This is a genomic window from Amycolatopsis sp. WQ 127309, assembly GCF_023023025.1.
Classification (GTDB): Bacteria; Actinomycetota; Actinomycetes; order Mycobacteriales; family Pseudonocardiaceae; genus Amycolatopsis.
The window spans coordinates 4,997,229-5,013,538 of record NZ_CP095481.1 but is presented as its reverse complement, the minus strand read 5'-3'; the positions used below and the strand labels follow the sequence as shown (position 1 = coordinate 5,013,538).

The following is a 16,310-nucleotide window of genomic DNA, read 5'->3' as shown; positions in this document are numbered from 1 at the left end:
GTGCGGTGCGTGAGCACCTTCTACGACGTCGCCGCACAGCACCCGGACCGGCTCGCGGTGCTCGCCCCGGACGGGCGGTCCGCGACCTTCGGCGAGCTGGCCGCGCGGGCGAACCGGCTGACGCACGCCCTGCACCGGCTCGGCCTCGGCGCGGGCGACGGCGTCGTCGCGATCGTCCACAACGGACTCCCGTACTTCGAGCTGCTGTTCGCCACCCTGCAGGCGGGGATGTACTTCACGCCGGTCAACTACCGGTCCTCCGCCGAGGAAATCGCCTATGTCGTCGGCAACAGCGGCGCGCGCGTCGTCGTCGCGGACGCGGACATCGCGCGTTCCTGCCCGCCTTTGGACTCCGTAGAACGCTTTTCGGTCGGCGCGGCGGACGGCTGGGCGGACTACGCGTCCTGGGGCGAGGACGAGCCGTCGACCGCGCCGGAACCGCGGACGGCCGGGCAGACGATGCTCTACACGTCGGGCACCACGGGCCGGCCGAAGGGCGTCCGCCGCGCGCTCAGCGGGAAACCGCCGTCCCTGCACGAAATCCACCACGACCTGCTCGCGATGATGGACGTCCACGAGGGCCCGGGCGTGCACTTGGTCGCTTGCCCGCTCTACCACGCCGCGCCGGGCTCGTTCAGCGTCAACGCGATGCACCTCGGGCACTCCGCCGTGCTGATGGACAAGTTCGACGCCGAGGAGACGCTGCGGCTGATCGAACGCCATCAGGTGACGAGCACCCACCTCGTGCCGACCATGTTCCACCGGCTGCTGCGGCTGCCCGACGACGTCCGCGCGCGGTACGACCTGGCGAGCCTGGTGAGCGTGATCCACGGCGCGGCGCCGTGCCCGCCCGAGGTCAAGGAGCGGATGATCGCGTGGCTCGGCCCGGTCGTGCACGAGTACTACGGCGCGTCGGAGGGCCTGATCTGCGGCGTCACCGCGGCGGAGTGGCTGGCGGCGCCGGGCACGGTCGGCCGGCCGCTGACCGGCGTGCGGCTGAAGATCGTCGACGACGACGGCGCCGAGGTGCCGGCCGGCGAGCCCGGCACGATCTACTTCAGCTCGGCGCACACCGCGCTCGACTACCTCGGCGACCCGGCGAAGACAGCGGCCGCCCGATCGGGCGAATTCCTGACGGTGGGCGACTTCGGCCACCGCGACACCGAAGGCCGCGTGTTCCTGCTCGACCGCCGCACCGACCTGATCCTCTCGGGCGGGGTCAACATCTACCCGGCCGAGATCGAGGCGCGGCTGCTCTCCCACCCGGACGTCGCCGACGCGGCGGTGATCGGCGAGCCGGACGACGAGTGGGGCCAGCGGGTGATCGCCGTCGTCCAGCCGATCCCCGGCGTGCCGGGTGACGACGCCCTGGCCGCGCGGCTGGCCGAGCACTGCCGCGCCGCACTGGCCGGGTTCAAGACCCCCAAACGGTTCGACTTCACCGAGCAGCTGCCGCGCACGGAGTCGGGCAAGATGCTGCGGCGCACCCTCCGGAAGGACTGAACGCCCGATGCGCAAGCCGATCGCCGTCACCACCGCCGTACTCGCGGCCTTGCTGGTGCTGCCCGCCACCGCGTCCGCGACGCCGGGCAGCGGGGTCACCGGCACGATCCTGTCGCAGAAAACGATCGGCCACACCGACTACACGCTGCGGGAGATCACCATCCAGCCCGGCGGCTACACCGGCTGGCACTTCCACGACGGCACGCTCTACGCGTACGTGAAGGCGGGAACGCTGACGCACAACCTGGCCGACTGCTCCTTCGACGGCCGCTACCGCACCGGGCAGGCGTTCACCGAGCGGCCCGACCAGGTGCACATCGGCCGCAACCTCGGGACGACGCCGATGGTCCTCGAAGTCCTGTACGTGCTCCCGGCGGGCAGCCCGCTCTCGGAGGACGCGCCGAACCCGGGCTGCGGCTTCTAGCTCGTGAACCAGCCCGCCGCGTCGAGGCGGTAGGCCGCCGGGCCGACGACGGCGCGCAGGTCGGTCTCCAGCGCCGCCATCCGCTCGGTGCCCACCGTGCGTGCCCAGTCGGCGCGCAGCTCGTCGAAGATCTCCGCCGACTTCGTGAGGGCGTCGACGCCGTGCGCGGTGAGCCGCACGATCTTGCGGCGCGCGTCGGCCGGGTCGTCGGCTCGCTCGGCGTACCCCAGCGCCTCGAGCCGCTCGACTGTCTTGCCCGCCGCCTGCTTGGAGACGCCGAGGCGCCGGCCGATCTCGGACGCCGTCGCGCCCTGGACGCCGATGGCCTGCATCGCGAAGCCGTACGACGGCCGGACGCCCGCGTGCCCGCGGCGCGCGAGCTCGGCGTGCAAGCGGTCGATGAGCGTGCGGAAGCCGCCGAAGAGCAGGAACGGCAGCTCGTAGCCGGGTACGTCGGTCATAGCCCCTTGCCAAGTTCGACAACCAGGTTTACGGTTTCGACAACCACGTTGTCGATCCTACGTCTGGAGACGTCTTGTTCCCCGATCACACCCCGAAGTCTGCTCCCCCGGCCGCCCGGCCCGCGATGGCGGCCACGGCGAAGAAGTTCGGCGGCCACGTCCCGGCCGCCGTCGCCCGCCTGGCGACGTCACCCGAACTGCTGAACGGCTTCCTCAAGCTGAACGCGATCTTCGAGTCCACCACCCTGCCGGCGCTGGACCGCGAGGTCCTGATCATGACGGTCGCCGCCCGCAACGGCTGCCACCTCTGCGTCGCCATGCACACGGCTTCCCTGCACGGCCTCGCCGCCGCACCGGAACTGGTCACGGCGCTGCGTGCGGAGTCGGCGCTGCCCTCACCGCGGCTGGAGGCGTTGCGCGGGTTCGTGCACGCGGTCATGGACACGACCGGCGAGGTCCCGCCGTCTGCGCTGGACGCGTTCACCGGCGCGGGTTACACGCCGCGGAACGCGCTGGAAGTGGTGCTGGGTATCGGAACCTACACGCTGTCGACGTTCGCGAACCGCCTGACGGGAGCACCGCTGGACGACGTCTTCGCCGCCCACGCCTGGCACGCTACCGCGGCCTGACGATCGTTCCGTTCGCGTCGCCTTCGACGAGGTCCCGGTAGGCCTCGGCGACGACGGCCACCGGTGTCCCGCGGTGGCCGTCTTCGCCCATGGCTTCAAGGGTTTCGCTGATCCAGCCCGGGCTGACGACGTTGACGCGCAGCCCGCGCGTCAGCTCGGCGGCCGCGCAGGTCGTCGAGCACCTGGTCGTCGGTGAGGTCGGCGCGGACCGGCGACGTCCGTGAGACGGGCACGATCTCGTGGCGCGGCCCGAGAGCGGCGACGACGGCCCGGCCGACGAGCCCGGTAGCGCCCAGCACGACGATCTTCACGTCGTCGACGTTAGCAACCCTTTTCCGGGTCAGAACGGGCGCCAGAAGTGGCCCACGACGTCACACTCGCGCGGGCTGCTGTCCTTGAGGCGGTAGAGGCACCGGGTGATGCGAATCCGGTCGAACCCGCCGACCAGGCCGGGGTCGCCGAGGGTGAAGTGGATGCTCCGCACGCCGTTCGGGTAGTCGTTGAAGGTGACGGTCCGGCTCTCCGAGGCGATCCGCGTGGAGCCCTTCATCGCCTCGAAGACGATCTGGGTCGTCTCGATCGGGTTGTCCTCCCCGGTCATGACCGGGTTCTGGGTGCTGATCGCCCCCTGCACCTCGGTCGTCCGGTTCCACCACGTGAACGAGCCGTCGGCACCGTAGCCGTACCCCACGTCGAACGTCGTCGAGTCGCCGACCTGGCCGGCGCTCGCCGTGCCGGTGGCGGTCATGAGGCCACCCGCCAGCGCCAAGCCCAGGAACAGCGCGCGCAGCTTCCGATTCATCGATGACCCCTTCGCGTCGGTTTCGTCGCCGACTACTCGCCGGAGAAGGCCGGCCGGTTTATGTGACCCAGCTCTCACCGAGCCGTGTCCGGTCTCCCGCCGCGGCTTCGACTCCTTGGTGTTCGCACCCACCGAGAAGGAGTCGAAATGGACAAGCCGGCCGGCCGGCGCGAGTGGCTGGGGCTGCTCGTGCTCGTGCTTCCCACCCTGCTCGTCGCGATGGACATGACCTCGCTGTTCCTCGCCTTGCCGGAACTGAGCGCCGACCTGGGCGCGAGCGGTACCGAGCAGCTCTGGATCACCGACAGCTACGGCTTCCTCGTCGCCGGGTTCGTGATCACCATGGGCACCCTCGGCGACCGGATCGGCCGGCGGCGGCTGCTGCTCATCGGCGGGGCGGCTTTCGCGGCCGTCTCCGTCGTCGCCGCGTTCGCCACCACTCCCGGGCTGCTCATCGCCGCCCGCGGGGCGCTGGGGATCGCCGGGGCGACGCTCATGCCCTCGACGCTCGCCCTGATCACGAACATGTTCCGCGACGAGCGGCAGCGCGGGAAGGCCATCTCGATCTGGGCCACCTGCCAGTTCGCCGGCGGCTCGCTCGGCCCGGTCCTCGCCGGGTTCCTGCTCCAGCACTTCGCGTGGGGCTCGATCTTCCTGATCGCCGTGCCCGCCATGGCCGTGCTGCTGATCGCCGGGCCGATCCTGCTGCCCGAGTTCCGCACACCCGCGCCGGGACGGCTCGACTTCGGCGGCGTCGCGCTCTCGCTCGCCGCGGTCCTGCTGGTCGTGTTCGGCCTCAAGCAGCTGACCACCGGCGCCGGCCTGCTCGTGCCGCTGGGCGCGATCGTCGCCGGGACCGTGCTGGGTGCCGTGTTCGTCCGCCGCCAGCTGAGGCGCCCGGTGCCGCTGCTGGACCTGCGGTTGTTCCGGAACCGTCCGTTCACCGCCGTGCTGGTCGCGCTGGTGTTCGCGGGCGTCGCGATGGCGGGCGTCGGCCTGCTGGTCACCCAGTACCTGCAGGGTGTGCTCGGGTACTCGCCGCTCGCGTCGGCCCTGCTGTTCGCGCCGATGGGCATCGGCGTCGCGGCGGGCACGACGGTGGCGCCCGCGCTGGCCCGGCGGCTGGCCCCGGTGACGGCGATCGCCGGCGGCCTGGTGGTCTCGGCGGCCGGCGGCCTGCTGCTCGCCTTCACCGACGGGCTCCCGCTGGTCGTCGCGGGGATCGCGGTGCTGACGCTGGGTACCGGCCCGCTGTTCGCGCTGGGCATCGGCCTGGTCGTCGGCTCGGTGCCGCCGGAGCGCGCCGGGTCGGCCGCGTCGATGGCCGACACCGGCAACTACCTGGGCGGCTCGCTGGGGCTGGCCTTCATCGGCCTGGTCGCCACGGCCGTCTACCACCACACGTTCCCGGCCGGCACCACCCTCGCCGCCGACGTCGCCCGCGCGGACGTCGCGGACCAGGCGAAGACGGCGTTCACGACCGGCCTGAACGTCACGGGCGTGATCGCGGCGGTGCTCTTCGCGGGCTTGGCGGTCCTGGTGACGCGGATGCGGACCTCAGCCGAGCGCGCCGAGGAACTGCAGGACGCCCAGCAGGCCCGCTAGGGCGCCGAAGAACTGGTAGATCCCGAAGCTGCCGCCCACCCGGCGGACGGACGCCTCGGCGCGCGGGTCGAGCAGCACGGCGACGGTCTTCCCGACGCGCGGCGACACGAAGGTGTACCGCCCGGCCCACGCCGAGCGCGTCCGTCCGTAGACGGTGTATTGGACCTTGGGCTCGCTCGGTGCGCGGTTCAGCCACCGCCGCTCGTCGACGACGTCACCTTCGATCTCGCGGGCTCGCCGTCCGAAGCGCAGGCGGCCCGCCGCGATCCCCGCGGACAACGCCCCGAACAGGGTGAACACCCAGGCCACGAGCAGGTAGGACGCGGTGACGTCGCCGGCCAGGCCCAGCTGCCCGGCGGCCAGGCCGAACGCCACCAGCAGCACCCCGCGCACGACGAAGGCGACGGGCAGCGCGGTCCGGGGCGTGGGCAGCAACCGCACCCGGCCGCTTCCGGCCGGTCCGCACCGAACGACGTCGTCCACCAGCACGGGCACGGTGGTGCGCAGCAGTTCGCGCTCCCCGCCGCTCAGCTCGTCGACGACGGTGCCGGCCGCGAAGGAAACCCGCAGGACCGACGGCAGCGGACGCACCGCCGTCACGCGGTACCGGCGCAGCCCACGCGCGAACCACCACCGGAACGACGACCAGGCCACGCCCGCGATCGCCTCGATCGAGCCGGCCACCAGGAAGACCCACACCGCCGCACCGTGCACGCGTTCAGCCGGGTCCCTTCGAGGATTCAGGTGGGCGCAGCAGGGTTCGAACCTGCGACCGCTCGGGTGTAAACCGAGTGCTCTTCCGCTGAGCTATGCGCCCGGACGGCGGCGGTCCACCCGCAAGGGGGACCGCCGCCGTGGAGCCTCACGCCAGTTCGGCGACGGCCTTCTTCCAGCCCTGCTGGTCGCGTGCCTCGCCCGGGGCGTTCACCTCGGCGAAGCGGACCACGCCCTCCTTGTCGACCAGGAAGGTGCCGCGGACCGCGAGACCCGCCTGCTCGTTGAAGACGCCGTACGCGCGCGCCACGTCACCGTGCGGCCAGAAGTCGGACAGCAGCGGGAACTGGTAGCCCTCCTTCTCGGCCCACGCCTTGAGCGAGAACGGCGTGTCGACCGAGACGCCCAGAACCTGGACGCCCTTGTTGTCGTAGTCGGCGAACTCGTCGCGGAGCTGGCACAGCTCGCCCGTGCAGATGCCGCTGAACGCGAACGGGTAGAAGACCACCAGCACCGGCTTGTCGCCCCGGAAGGACGACAGCTGCACCGGCTGCTTGTTGTAGTCGTTGAGCGTGAAGTCAGGGGCCTCAGAACCGACCTCGACGGTCATACCGCGTTTCCTCTCCCGTACGGACACGTGCCTGCGACGACAACCCTATCGTGTCAGCCGGGCGGGGCCGGTTCAGCGCTGTTTCGACTTCGACTTCGGGGACACCAGCCTCGTGCCGATCCAGTTCGCGCCGACACTGATGTTGGCGGTCTGGGCCAGCCCGACGACGGGCACCGCTTCCGCGATCTCACTCGGCTCGACGTGCCCGGGCTGTCCCGTCTTCGGGGTCAGCACCCAGATCACGCCGGTCTCTTCCAGGGGGCCCCTGGCGTCGATGAGCGCGTCGCCGAGGTCGCCGTCGTCCTGGCGCCACCACAGCAGCACCACGTCGATGACCTCGTCGGCTTCCTCGTCGAGGATGTCCCCGCCGATCTGCTCCTCGATCGCCGCGCGGACGTCGTCGTCGACGTCCTCGTCCCAGCCGATCTCCTGGACCACCATCTCGGGCTTGATGCCGAGCCTCTCGGCGACGCCGGTCTGATCAGCGTCTCCCGCGGCGACCACTGCTTTCACTCCTCCAACTACGACGGAGCGTGGCGCTCGAGCACCCTCGTGGAGGGTACGGCTGCGCCACACTCGGCTACCCGGTTGCCGATAGCGAACACTGGTGTGGCTCTGCGCGCAACCGTCCACACCGGATCCGTGACAACTCGTGTCGCAGGATACGGGCCGCGGGGCCCCCGCCGCGACGGCGTATCGGGTACCTCGGGGACCGGTCTGCCACCCCGCCGGAGCCCGTCCCCTAGGGTGATGAGGAAGAAAACGCGCGCGCGGATACACCGCGCGCGGGGAGCGACTCGATCGGGTCGGCTGATGTTACCGCCTAGTAGCAGTGCGGAAGCCGGGAGGGAAGACGACGATGGAGAGTCGTACACCCCCGAGTACGAGCACCACCGGCTACAACTTTTCGCAAGGAGACCCCTTGGCCCCGCAGAACGACGGCGCCTCCGGCAAGGAGACCCCGGCACGCGTACGCGTAATCCGTGACGGATTGGCTGCGCACCTGCCCGACATCGACCCGGAGGAGACCGCCGAGTGGCTGGACTCCTTCGACGAGGCGCTGGCCAGGGGAGGCCAGCAGCGGGCCCGGTACCTGATGCTGCGCATCCTGGAGCGCGCTCGTGAACGCAACGTCGGTGTGCCCGCGCTGACCTCGACGGACTACGTCAACACCATCCCCACCGAGAACGAGCCGTGGTTCCCCGGTGACGAGGAGATCGAGCGCCGCTACCGGGCCTACATCCGGTGGAACGCCGCGATCATGGTGCACCGGGCGCAGCGCCCCGGCGTCGGCGTCGGCGGCCACATCTCGACCTACGCCTCGTCCGCCGCGCTCTACGAAGTCGGGTTCAACCACTTCTTCCGCGGCAAGGACCACTCCGGCGGCGGCGACCAGATCTACATCCAGGGGCACGCCTCCCCCGGCATCTACGCCCGCGCGTTCCTCGAGGGCCGGCTGTCCGAGCAGCAGCTCGACGGCTTCCGCCAGGAGTACTCGCACGCCGGCGAGGGCGGCGGCCTGCCGTCGTACCCGCACCCGCGGCTGATGCCGGAGTTCTGGGAGAACCCCACGGTGTCGATGGGCCTCGGCCCGATGAACGCGATCTACCAGGCGCGGTTCAACCGCTACCTGCGCGACCGCGGCATCAAGGACACCAACGACCAGCACGTCTGGGCGTTCCTCGGCGACGGCGAGATGGACGAGGCGGAGTCGCGCGGCCTGATCCACATCGCGGCCGGCGAGGGCCTCGACAACCTGACCTTCGTGATCAACTGCAACCTGCAGCGGCTCGACGGCCCGGTGCGCGGCAACGGCAAGATCATCCAGGAGCTGGAGTCGTACTTCCGCGGCGCCGGCTGGAACGTCATCAAGGTCATCTGGGGCCGCGAGTGGGACTCGCTGCTGCACGCCGACCGCGACGGCGCCCTGGTCAACCTGATGAACGTGACACCGGACGGCGACTACCAGACGTACAAGGCCAACGACGGCGCCTTCGTCCGGGAGCACTTCTTCGGCCGCGACCCGCGGACGAAGGACCTGGTCAAGGACCTCTCCGACGCCGACATCTGGAACCTCAAGCGCGGCGGCCACGACTACCGCAAGGTGTACGCGGCCTACAAGTCGGCGCTGGAGCACCACGGCCAGCCGACGGTGATCCTGGCCCACACCATCAAGGGCTACGGCCTGGGCCCGGCGTTCGAGGGCCGCAACGCCACGCACCAGATGAAGAAGCTCACCCTCGACGACCTCAAGCTGTTCCGCGACTCACAGCGGATCCCGATCAGCGACGAGGAGCTCGAGCGCGACCCGAAGCTGCCGCCGTACTACCACCCGGGCAAGGACTCGGCGGAGATCGAGTACCTGATCGGCCGCCGCAAGGCGCTCGGCGGCTTCCTGCCGGAACGCCGCCCGAAGTCGGCGAAGGCGCTCGTGCTGCCCGGCGACAAGGTCTACGAAGGCGTCCGGAAGGGCTCGGGAAAGCAGGAGGTCGCCACGACGATGGCGTTCGTCCGGCTGGTCCGCGAGCTGGCGAAGGACTCCGAGATCGGCAAGCGCGTCGTCCCGATCATCCCGGACGAGGCCCGCACCTTCGGCCTCGACTCGATGTTCCCGACGGCCAAGATCTACAACCCGCACGGCCAGACGTACACGTCGGTCGACGCGAGCCTGATGCTGGCCTACAAGGAGTCCGAAAAGGGCCAGCTGCTGCACGAGGGCATCAACGAGGCGGGCTCGACCGCGTCGTTCACCGCCGTCGGCACGTCGTACGCGACGCACGGCGAGCCGATGATCCCGATCTACATCTTCTACTCGATGTTCGGGTTCCAGCGCACCGGTGACGGCCTCTACGCCGCCGCCGACCAGATGGCCCGCGGGTTCGTCATCGGCGCCACCGCCGGGCGCACCACGCTGACCGGTGAGGGCCTGCAGCACGCCGACGGGCACTCGCTGCTGCTGGCCTCGACCAACCCGGCGGCCGTGGCGTACGACCCGTCGTGGTCGTTCGAGATCGCGCACATCGTGAAGGACGGCCTCCGCCGGATGTACGGCGAGACCGGCCCGGACGGCAACGGCGAGAACGTCTTCTACTACATGACGATCTACAACGAGCCGTACCAGCAGCCCGCCGAGCCGGCGAACCTCGACGTCGACGGCCTGCTGAAGGGCCTGTACAAGTACGCCGACGCCCCCGAGGGCGACGGCGCCGAGGTGCAGATCCTGGTCTCGGGCGTCACGATGCCGGACGCGCTGAAGGCGCAGAAGCTCCTCGCCGAGGAGTGGGGCGTGCGGGCGGCCGTGTGGTCGGCGACGTCGTGGACCGAGCTGCGGCGCGAGGCCGTCGAGATCGACCACGACAACTTGCTCTACCCGGGCAGCGAGCCGCGCGTGCCGTACGTGACCGAAGCGCTTTCGGGCACGAACGGGCCGGTCGTGGCGGTGTCGGACTGGATGCGCTCGGTGCCGGACCTGATCCGCCCGTGGGTCCCGACCGACATGCTCACGCTGGGCACGGACGGCTTCGGCTTCTCCGACACCCGGCCCGCCGCGCGGCGGAAGTTCCTGGTCGACGCCGAGTCGATCACGATCGGCGCCCTCTCGGCGCTGGCCAAGCGCGGCGAGGTCGACCAGGCGAAGGTCCTCGAGGCGGCCACGAAGTACCGGATCGACGACATCTCGGCCGCCGGGCCGCAGACGTCCGATTCCGGCAGCGCGTGACCTGGTGCTAGAAAGGGACCCGGCAGACATCCGATGTCTGCCGGGTCCCGCTTGCTAGGGAGTTGATGAAGGTGACGAAGCGCCGACTGCCGAAGCCGGACGAGCTGAAGCAGCTCCTGCGGCCCAAGCCGATCGTGCTCAACCCGACCGACCGGCGGCTCGGCAACGCGCACACCATCGCCGACCTGCGCACGGCCGCGCGCAAGCGGACCCCGCGGGCGGCCTTCGACTACACCGACGGCGCGGCCGAGCTCGAAGACAGCCTGCTGCGCGCCCGCCAGGCCTACCGGCGGGTCGAGTTCCACCCGAACGTCCTGCGCGGGGTGTCCGATGTGGACACCACGCGCGAGATCCTCGGCAAGACCTCGGCCCTGCCCTTCGCCTTCGCCCCCACCGGTTTCACCCGGATGATGCAGCACGAGGGCGAGAGCGCGGTGGCCCGCGTCGCCGAGCGCAACGGCATCCCGATGGGGCTCTCGACCATGGCGACGACGTCGATCGAGGACCTCGCCGCCGCCGCGCCCGGGGCCCGCAAGTGGTTCCAGCTCTACGTCTGGCGCGACCACGGCGCCGGCGAAGATCTGATGAATCGCGCGTGGGAACACGGCTTCGACACGCTCATGCTGACCGTCGACACCCCGGTCGGCGGCGCCCGGCTGCGCGACGTCCGCAACGGCCTGACCATCCCGCCGGCGCTCACGCTCAAGACGTTCCTCGACGGCGCGACGCACCCCGCGTGGTGGTTCAACCTGCTCACCACCGAGCCGCTGAACTTCGCCTCGCTCAGCCACTTCGACGGCACCGTCGCCGAGCTGCTGAACAAGCTGTTCGACCCGACGCTGAACTACGACGACCTCGACTGGGTGCGCCGCACCTGGCCCGGGAAGCTCGTGGTCAAGGGCGTGCAGAACGTCGACGACGCGCGCGACGTCGTCAAGCACGGCGCCGACGCGGTGCTGATCTCGAACCACGGCGGCCGCCAGCTGGACCGCGCGCCGACGCCCCTGGAGCTGCTCCCGGCGGTGCTCGACGAGATCCAGGGCGGCGCCGAGGTCTGGATCGACACCGGCATCCTGTCCGGCGGCGACATCGTCGCGGCCATCGCCCGCGGGGCCGACGCCGTCCTGGTCGGCCGCGCGTTCCTCTACGGCCTGATGGCCGGCGGCGAGCGCGGCGTCCAGCGCTGCGTGGACATCCTCCGCACGGAGATGGTCCGCACGATGCAGCTGCTGGGCGTCCGCACCCTCGCCGACCTCAAGCCGTCACACGCGACGCTGCGCTGAGCCCGGTCAGACCTGCGCCTGGCCGCCGTCGACGAAGAATTCGACGCCGTTGACGAAGCTGGCGTCGGGTGAGGCCAGGAACAGTGCCGCGCCGGCGATCTCGGACGGGTCGCCGATCCGGCCGAGCGGGACGTCGGCCTCGAACATGTCGAGCATCGCCTGCTGGGCGGCGGGCTCGGCCAGGCCGAGCAGGCCCGGGGTGCGCGTCGGTCCCGGGCTGAGGACGTTCACGCGGACGCCCTTGCCCTTCAGGTCGAGCGCCCAGGTCCGCGCGAAGTTGCGGACGGCGGCCTTCGTCGCGGCGTAGATGCTCATGCCCGGCGCCACGCGCGTCGACGTCGTCGAGCCCGTGATGATGATCGACGCGTTCTCGTTGAGCAGCGGCAAGGCCTTCTGCACGGTGAAGACGACGCCCTTGACGTTCGTGGCGAACGTGCCGTCGACCTGCTCCTCGGTGATCTCGCCGAGCGGGGCGACGGTGCCGCCGCCGGAGTTGGCGACGACGACGTCGAGGCCCTTCCCGCGCTCTTCGACGGCCCGGTAGAGCGCGTCGAGGTCGGCGAGGTTCGAGGAGTCGGCGCGGATCGCCTGCACGCTGCCGCCGATCTCGGCGACGGCGTCGTCGAGGACCTCCTTGCGCCGCCCGGTGATGAACACGTGCGCGCCTTCGGCCGCGAACCGCTTCGCGATGGCGAGCCCGATGCCGGTCCCGGCGCCGGTCACGACGGCCGTCTTGTCCTTCAGTGTGCTGGTCACGATGCTCCCCTGGTCGAGTTCTTGACTGTCTCGTCCAGAACCTACGCCGTTATGGACGAGACAGTCAAGAATGGGTACGCTGAGGCCATGGCACGACCCCGGAGCTTCGACCAGGACGCGGTGCTGCGCGCCGCCAGGGACCAGTTCTGGGCGACCGGTTACGCGGGCACGAAGATCGACGACATCGCCGCCGCGACCGGCCTCGGCAAAGGCAGCCTCTACGGCGCCTTCGGCGACAAGCACGCGCTGTTCCTGCGCGTCTTCGACGACTACTGCACCGAGTCCGCCGAGGCGACGCGCCGCGCGCTCGAAGGTCCCGACAGCGGCGCCCGCCAGCGGATCCGCGACTACGTCGCAGGGATTGCCGAGTCCACAGCGGCCGACCGGGACCGGCGCGGCTGCATGCTCGCGAAGGGCACCGCGGAGTGCGCAGAGCACGACGAAGCCGTCGCGGCCCGCGCCCAGCGCGTCTTCCACGAGCTGCGGGAGCAGCTGACGGCGGCCGTCGCGGCCGCCCAGCGCGCGGGCGACATCGCCGGCGACCAGGACCCGGCCCACCTCGCGAGCCTGCTGCTGGCCGTCACCCGCGGCATCGAAGCCCTCGGCAAAGGCGGTTCGAGCCCCGCCGAACTCCGCGCGATCGCGGACACGGCCCTAGCCGTCCTCCCCCAGCCGTAACCCACGTGATCAGACCCGTGACTCGCGTGATCAGACCCGTCATTGACGTGATTGGGGCCGGAACTCGCGAGTTCCGGCTTCGATCACGTGAGTTCCGGCTTCGATCACACGAGTGACGGGTTCACGACCGGCCAGTTGCGCTGATCGGCCGCAAGTTGTTGACGTAACGCCCGGTTTGTGAGGAGGATCACGGGCACTCGCGGAAAGGCCGTTTTCGCATCGTGGAAAACGGAGGTCGCCCGTGTTCGTGCAAGACGTGACTCCCCTCGGCTCGCTGGGCCTGTCGGCGCTCGTCGCCGTGCTGCCCCTGGCCACCGTGCTCGTCCTCCTCGGCGTCGTCCGGATGAAGGCGCACCACGCCGCCCTGATCGGGCTGCTCGTCGCGCTCGTCGTCGGGATCGCCGCGTTCGGGATGCCGATCGTCCAGGCCGTCTCCGGCGCGCTGTCCGGCGCCGCGTTCGGCCTGTGGCCGATCATGTGGATCGTCGTCAACGCGCTGTGGATCTACCGGCTCACCGTGCGGACCGGGCACTTCGACGTGCTGCGCCGCTCGTTCGGCCGGATCTCCGACGACCCGCGCATCCAGGCGCTGATCATCGCGTTCTGCTTCGGCGCGCTGATGGAGGCCCTCGCGGGCTTCGGCGCGCCCGTCGCGATCAGCGCCGTGATGCTGGTGGCCGTCGGCTTCCACCCGGTGAAAGCCGCGGTCGTCGCGCTGGTCGCGAACACCGCGCCGGTCGCGTTCGGCGCCATGGGCACGCCGGTCGTCACGCTCGCCCAGGTCACCGGGCTGCCGCTGGAGCAGGTGTCGTCGATCGTCGGGCGCCAGACGCCGTTGCTCGCCCTGGTCGTGCCGCTGCTGCTGGTGATCATCGTCGACGGCAAGCGCGGCCTGCGCGACACGTGGCTGCCCGCGCTGGTCTGCGGGGTCGCGTTCGGGCTCGTGCAGTTCCTCGCGTCCAACTACGTCTCGCCGCAGCTGGCCGACATCGGCGCCGCGCTCGCCGGCGCGGCCGCGCTGGTGGCGCTGCCCCAGACCCGCCGTCCGGTGCCCGAAGCCGTCCGCGTCGGGCTGGGCGGGACGACGACCACCGAAGCGCCGCCGGAGGACGCGCGCGGCGACGTCGTGAAGGCGTACCTGCCGTACGCGCTGATCATCGTGATCTTCTCCCTCGCCGTGCTGCCGCCGATCAAGAAGCTGCTCGACAAGGCGACCTGGAAGTTCCGCTGGCCCGGGCTGAACGTGGCCGCGCCGAACGGGAAACCGGTGTCCGGCAACACGTTCTCGCTGCCGTTCCTCAACACCGGCGGCACGCTCGTGCTGATCGCCGGGATCATCACGGCGGCGGTGCTGGCGGTGTCCGCGAGCGGCGCGGTGAGCGAATGGCTGGCGACGGTGAAGGAACTGCGCTTCGCGATCCTCACCGTCACCAGCGTGCTCGCGCTGGCCTACGTGATGAACCTGTCCGGCCAGACCAGCACCATCGGCACGTTCATCGCGGCCGCCGGCGCCGCGCTCGCGTTCCTGTCCCCGGTCCTCGGCTGGTTCGGCGTCGCCGTCTCGGGGTCCGACACGTCGGCCAACGCGCTGTTCGGCGCGCTGCAGGTGACCGCGGCCCACCAGACCGGCCTGCCCGCGGACCTGCTCGCCGCGGCCAACAGCTCCGGCGGGGTGCTCGGCAAGATGGTCTCGCCGCAGAACCTCACCATCGCCTGCGTCGCGGCGAACCTGCCCGGTGAAGAGGGCAAGCTGCTGCGCAAGGTGCTGCCGTGGAGCCTCGGGCTGCTGCTGGTGATGTGCCTGATCGTGTGGGGTCAGAGCACGCCGGTGCTCAGCTGGATGCTGCCATGACGCCGTGGTCGCGGGCCGCGACGCGCTGCTTGGCCGAGCGGTTCCAGGTCCACCAGCCGTGCACGACCAGCCCGGCGAACACGATGTAGATCGCGGCCGAGAAGTAGAGCCCGGACGAGATCTGCAGCGGCACGCCGATCGCGTCGACGACCAGCCAGACCAGCCAGAACTCGACCAGCCCCGCGCCCTGCGCGCCGAAGGCGACGAGGGTGCCGACGAAGATCGCGGCGTCCGGCCACGGCGCCCACGACGCGTGCAGCGCGTCGAGGACCAGGGCCATCACGGTGGTGCCGGCGACGAACGTGCCGAGCATGACGAGCCGTTCGGTGAGCCGGCCCTGGCGCACGACGACGCCGAACACCGGGTCCTTGCGGCGCGTCCAGGCCCACCAGCCGTAGACGGAGATGGCGAGGATGGCGACCTGCCGGGCGGCGAGCCCGCCGAGGTGCGCGGAGGCGTAGACGGCGAACAGCAGCACGGTGGCGCCGACCTGCACCGGCCACGTCCACAGGGTGCGACGTTGCGCGAGGAACACCACGGCCAGCGCGAACACCTGCCCGGCGAACTCGGCGATGGAGATCCACTGTCCGAGCACCCGGAAGCCGTGTTCCAGCAGGTAGTTCACGTGACGCCCCTTTCGTCCTACCGGTCACCAACATGCTCCGGGAGGGGCGCATTCCCCAGGGACTGTGAGGCGCGGAACATCCCACGTCGTGGACGTCGCCGACGCGGACGGTGCCGCCACGGACTTGCCGTCCGGGTCGCGGCCAGGACACCGCGGTCCCGGGTCAGGAGATCGGGATCGAGGTGCAGACGTCGCCACCGACCTGGGTGAACAGACCCGGCCCGTCGTATCGCCAGAACCGCAGGCAGATCAGCGACTTGTCCGGGAAGGTCTTGTGCACCTCGATGGTGCTCTCCAACGCCGTGTTGGTGGGACCGGTCTTCTTGTAGGAGCCCGGACCGAAGACCTCGAAGAACCCGACCGCCCCCGTGCCCTTGCTGCGCTGGGCCACAACGTAGTCGACGCGCGTACCGGCGCCGTAGGTGAGATTGCACAGCGTGTGCTTGCTGTGGCACGCGAATTGCAGCACGGTGACGGCTTGATTCCCATGAGTTCTCCTCCGGCCGGCGGGCCCGGCCGTTCCGAATCCGCCGGCTGGACCACTCCCCCGGGCCCCCGCGGCGTTGATCCCCGAGCCGGCACACCACCCGAACGGACCTCATCCGCACAACGAAACGGGCCCGGCAGCTTCCTCGTCTGCCGGGCCCGTC

The 16,310-nt window shown here is 70.7% G+C and carries 17 protein-coding genes and 1 tRNA gene; 8 read left to right on the top strand and 10 right to left on the bottom strand.

What is annotated here, in order from left to right; genetic code table 11:
• Positions 1–9 precede the first annotated feature (9 nt).
• Both MUY22_RS23665 and MUY22_RS23660 read left to right on the top strand, forming a co-directional pair.
• Positions 10–1,503, top strand: a complete 1,494-nt coding sequence (locus MUY22_RS23665) for an AMP-binding protein (RefSeq protein WP_247062605.1) — start codon at positions 10–12, stop codon at positions 1,501–1,503.
• A gap of 7 nt (positions 1,504–1,510) precedes the next feature.
• Entirely contained in the window at positions 1,511–1,927 is a 417-nt protein-coding gene (locus tag MUY22_RS23660) for a cupin domain-containing protein (protein WP_247062603.1), read from the top strand.
• On the opposite strand, the gene MUY22_RS23655 is transcribed toward MUY22_RS23660, so the two are convergent.
• On the bottom strand, positions 1,924–2,388 hold the full coding sequence (locus tag MUY22_RS23655) for a MarR family winged helix-turn-helix transcriptional regulator (RefSeq protein WP_247062601.1): 465 nt from the start codon (positions 2,386–2,388) through the stop codon (positions 1,924–1,926). The genes MUY22_RS23660 and MUY22_RS23655 overlap by 4 nt on opposite strands.
• Before the next feature lie 125 nt (positions 2,389–2,513).
• Between MUY22_RS23655 and MUY22_RS23650 the strand changes: the two genes are divergently transcribed.
• Positions 2,514–3,017, top strand: coding sequence for a carboxymuconolactone decarboxylase family protein (locus MUY22_RS23650; protein WP_247064076.1), 504 nt, complete (start codon positions 2,514–2,516; stop codon positions 3,015–3,017).
• Between the two features lie 95 nt (positions 3,018–3,112).
• On the opposite strand, the gene MUY22_RS23645 is transcribed toward MUY22_RS23650, so the two are convergent.
• Positions 3,113–3,328: a hypothetical protein gene (locus MUY22_RS23645; protein ID WP_247062600.1), complete on the bottom strand. Its 216-nt coding sequence runs from the start codon at positions 3,326–3,328 to the stop codon at positions 3,113–3,115.
• Between the two features lie 29 nt (positions 3,329–3,357).
• A complete protein-coding gene (locus MUY22_RS23640) occupies positions 3,358–3,819 on the bottom strand; it encodes a hypothetical protein (RefSeq protein WP_247062598.1) in 462 nt (153 codons plus the stop codon).
• Positions 3,820–3,966: 147 nt separating this feature from the next.
• On the opposite strand from MUY22_RS23640, the gene MUY22_RS23635 reads away from it, so the two are divergent.
• Positions 3,967–5,424: an MFS transporter gene (locus MUY22_RS23635; RefSeq protein ID WP_247062590.1), complete on the top strand. Its 1,458-nt coding sequence runs from the start codon at positions 3,967–3,969 to the stop codon at positions 5,422–5,424.
• On the opposite strand, the gene MUY22_RS23630 is transcribed toward MUY22_RS23635, so the two are convergent.
• The 4 genes from MUY22_RS23630 to MUY22_RS23615 form a co-directional block, all read right to left on the bottom strand.
• Positions 5,377–6,123, bottom strand: a complete 747-nt coding sequence (locus tag MUY22_RS23630) for a hypothetical protein (RefSeq protein WP_247062588.1) — start codon at positions 6,121–6,123, stop codon at positions 5,377–5,379. The genes MUY22_RS23635 and MUY22_RS23630 overlap by 48 nt on opposite strands.
• A gap of 46 nt (positions 6,124–6,169) precedes the next feature.
• A tRNA-Val gene (locus tag MUY22_RS23625) sits at positions 6,170–6,241 on the bottom strand.
• Positions 6,242–6,286: 45 nt separating this feature from the next.
• The gene (locus tag MUY22_RS23620) at positions 6,287–6,748 is read right to left on the bottom strand and encodes a peroxiredoxin (RefSeq protein ID WP_247062586.1); all 462 of its coding nucleotides are present in this window, start codon (positions 6,746–6,748) and stop codon (positions 6,287–6,289) included.
• A gap of 72 nt (positions 6,749–6,820) precedes the next feature.
• Positions 6,821–7,252 (bottom strand): DUF3052 domain-containing protein, encoded by a 432-nt coding sequence (locus MUY22_RS23615; protein WP_247062584.1) that lies wholly within the window; start codon positions 7,250–7,252, stop codon positions 6,821–6,823.
• A gap of 418 nt (positions 7,253–7,670) precedes the next feature.
• On the opposite strand from MUY22_RS23615, the gene aceE reads away from it, so the two are divergent.
• Positions 7,671–10,466 carry a pyruvate dehydrogenase (acetyl-transferring), homodimeric type gene (gene aceE / locus MUY22_RS23610; RefSeq protein ID WP_247062582.1) on the top strand — a complete coding sequence of 932 codons (2,796 nt, stop codon included), beginning with the start codon at positions 7,671–7,673 and terminating at the stop codon, positions 10,464–10,466.
• A gap of 71 nt (positions 10,467–10,537) precedes the next feature.
• A complete protein-coding gene (locus MUY22_RS23605) occupies positions 10,538–11,749 on the top strand; it encodes an alpha-hydroxy acid oxidase (RefSeq protein WP_247062580.1) in 1,212 nt (403 codons plus the stop codon).
• A gap of 6 nt (positions 11,750–11,755) precedes the next feature.
• On the opposite strand, the gene MUY22_RS23600 is transcribed toward MUY22_RS23605, so the two are convergent.
• Positions 11,756–12,505 carry an SDR family NAD(P)-dependent oxidoreductase gene (locus MUY22_RS23600; RefSeq protein ID WP_247062579.1) on the bottom strand — a complete coding sequence of 250 codons (750 nt, stop codon included), beginning with the start codon at positions 12,503–12,505 and terminating at the stop codon, positions 11,756–11,758.
• Positions 12,506–12,592: 87 nt separating this feature from the next.
• Between MUY22_RS23600 and MUY22_RS23595 the strand changes: the two genes are divergently transcribed.
• Complete coding sequence (locus MUY22_RS23595; RefSeq protein WP_247062578.1) at positions 12,593–13,183, top strand: TetR/AcrR family transcriptional regulator; 591 nt, start codon at positions 12,593–12,595, stop codon at positions 13,181–13,183.
• A gap of 241 nt (positions 13,184–13,424) precedes the next feature.
• Positions 13,425–15,035, top strand: coding sequence for an L-lactate permease (locus tag MUY22_RS23590; RefSeq protein WP_247062577.1), 1,611 nt, complete (start codon positions 13,425–13,427; stop codon positions 15,033–15,035).
• Here the strand turns inward: MUY22_RS23590 and MUY22_RS23585 are convergent.
• Together MUY22_RS23585 and MUY22_RS23580 are read right to left on the bottom strand one after the other, a co-directional pair.
• On the bottom strand, positions 15,016–15,660 hold the full coding sequence (locus MUY22_RS23585) for a nicotinamide mononucleotide transporter family protein (RefSeq protein ID WP_247062575.1): 645 nt from the start codon (positions 15,658–15,660) through the stop codon (positions 15,016–15,018). The two genes, MUY22_RS23590 and MUY22_RS23585, sit on opposite strands and share 20 nt — an antisense overlap.
• A gap of 163 nt (positions 15,661–15,823) precedes the next feature.
• Entirely contained in the window at positions 15,824–16,129 is a 306-nt protein-coding gene (locus MUY22_RS23580; protein WP_247062574.1) for a hypothetical protein, read from the bottom strand.
• Positions 16,130–16,310: the final 181 nt, after the last annotated feature.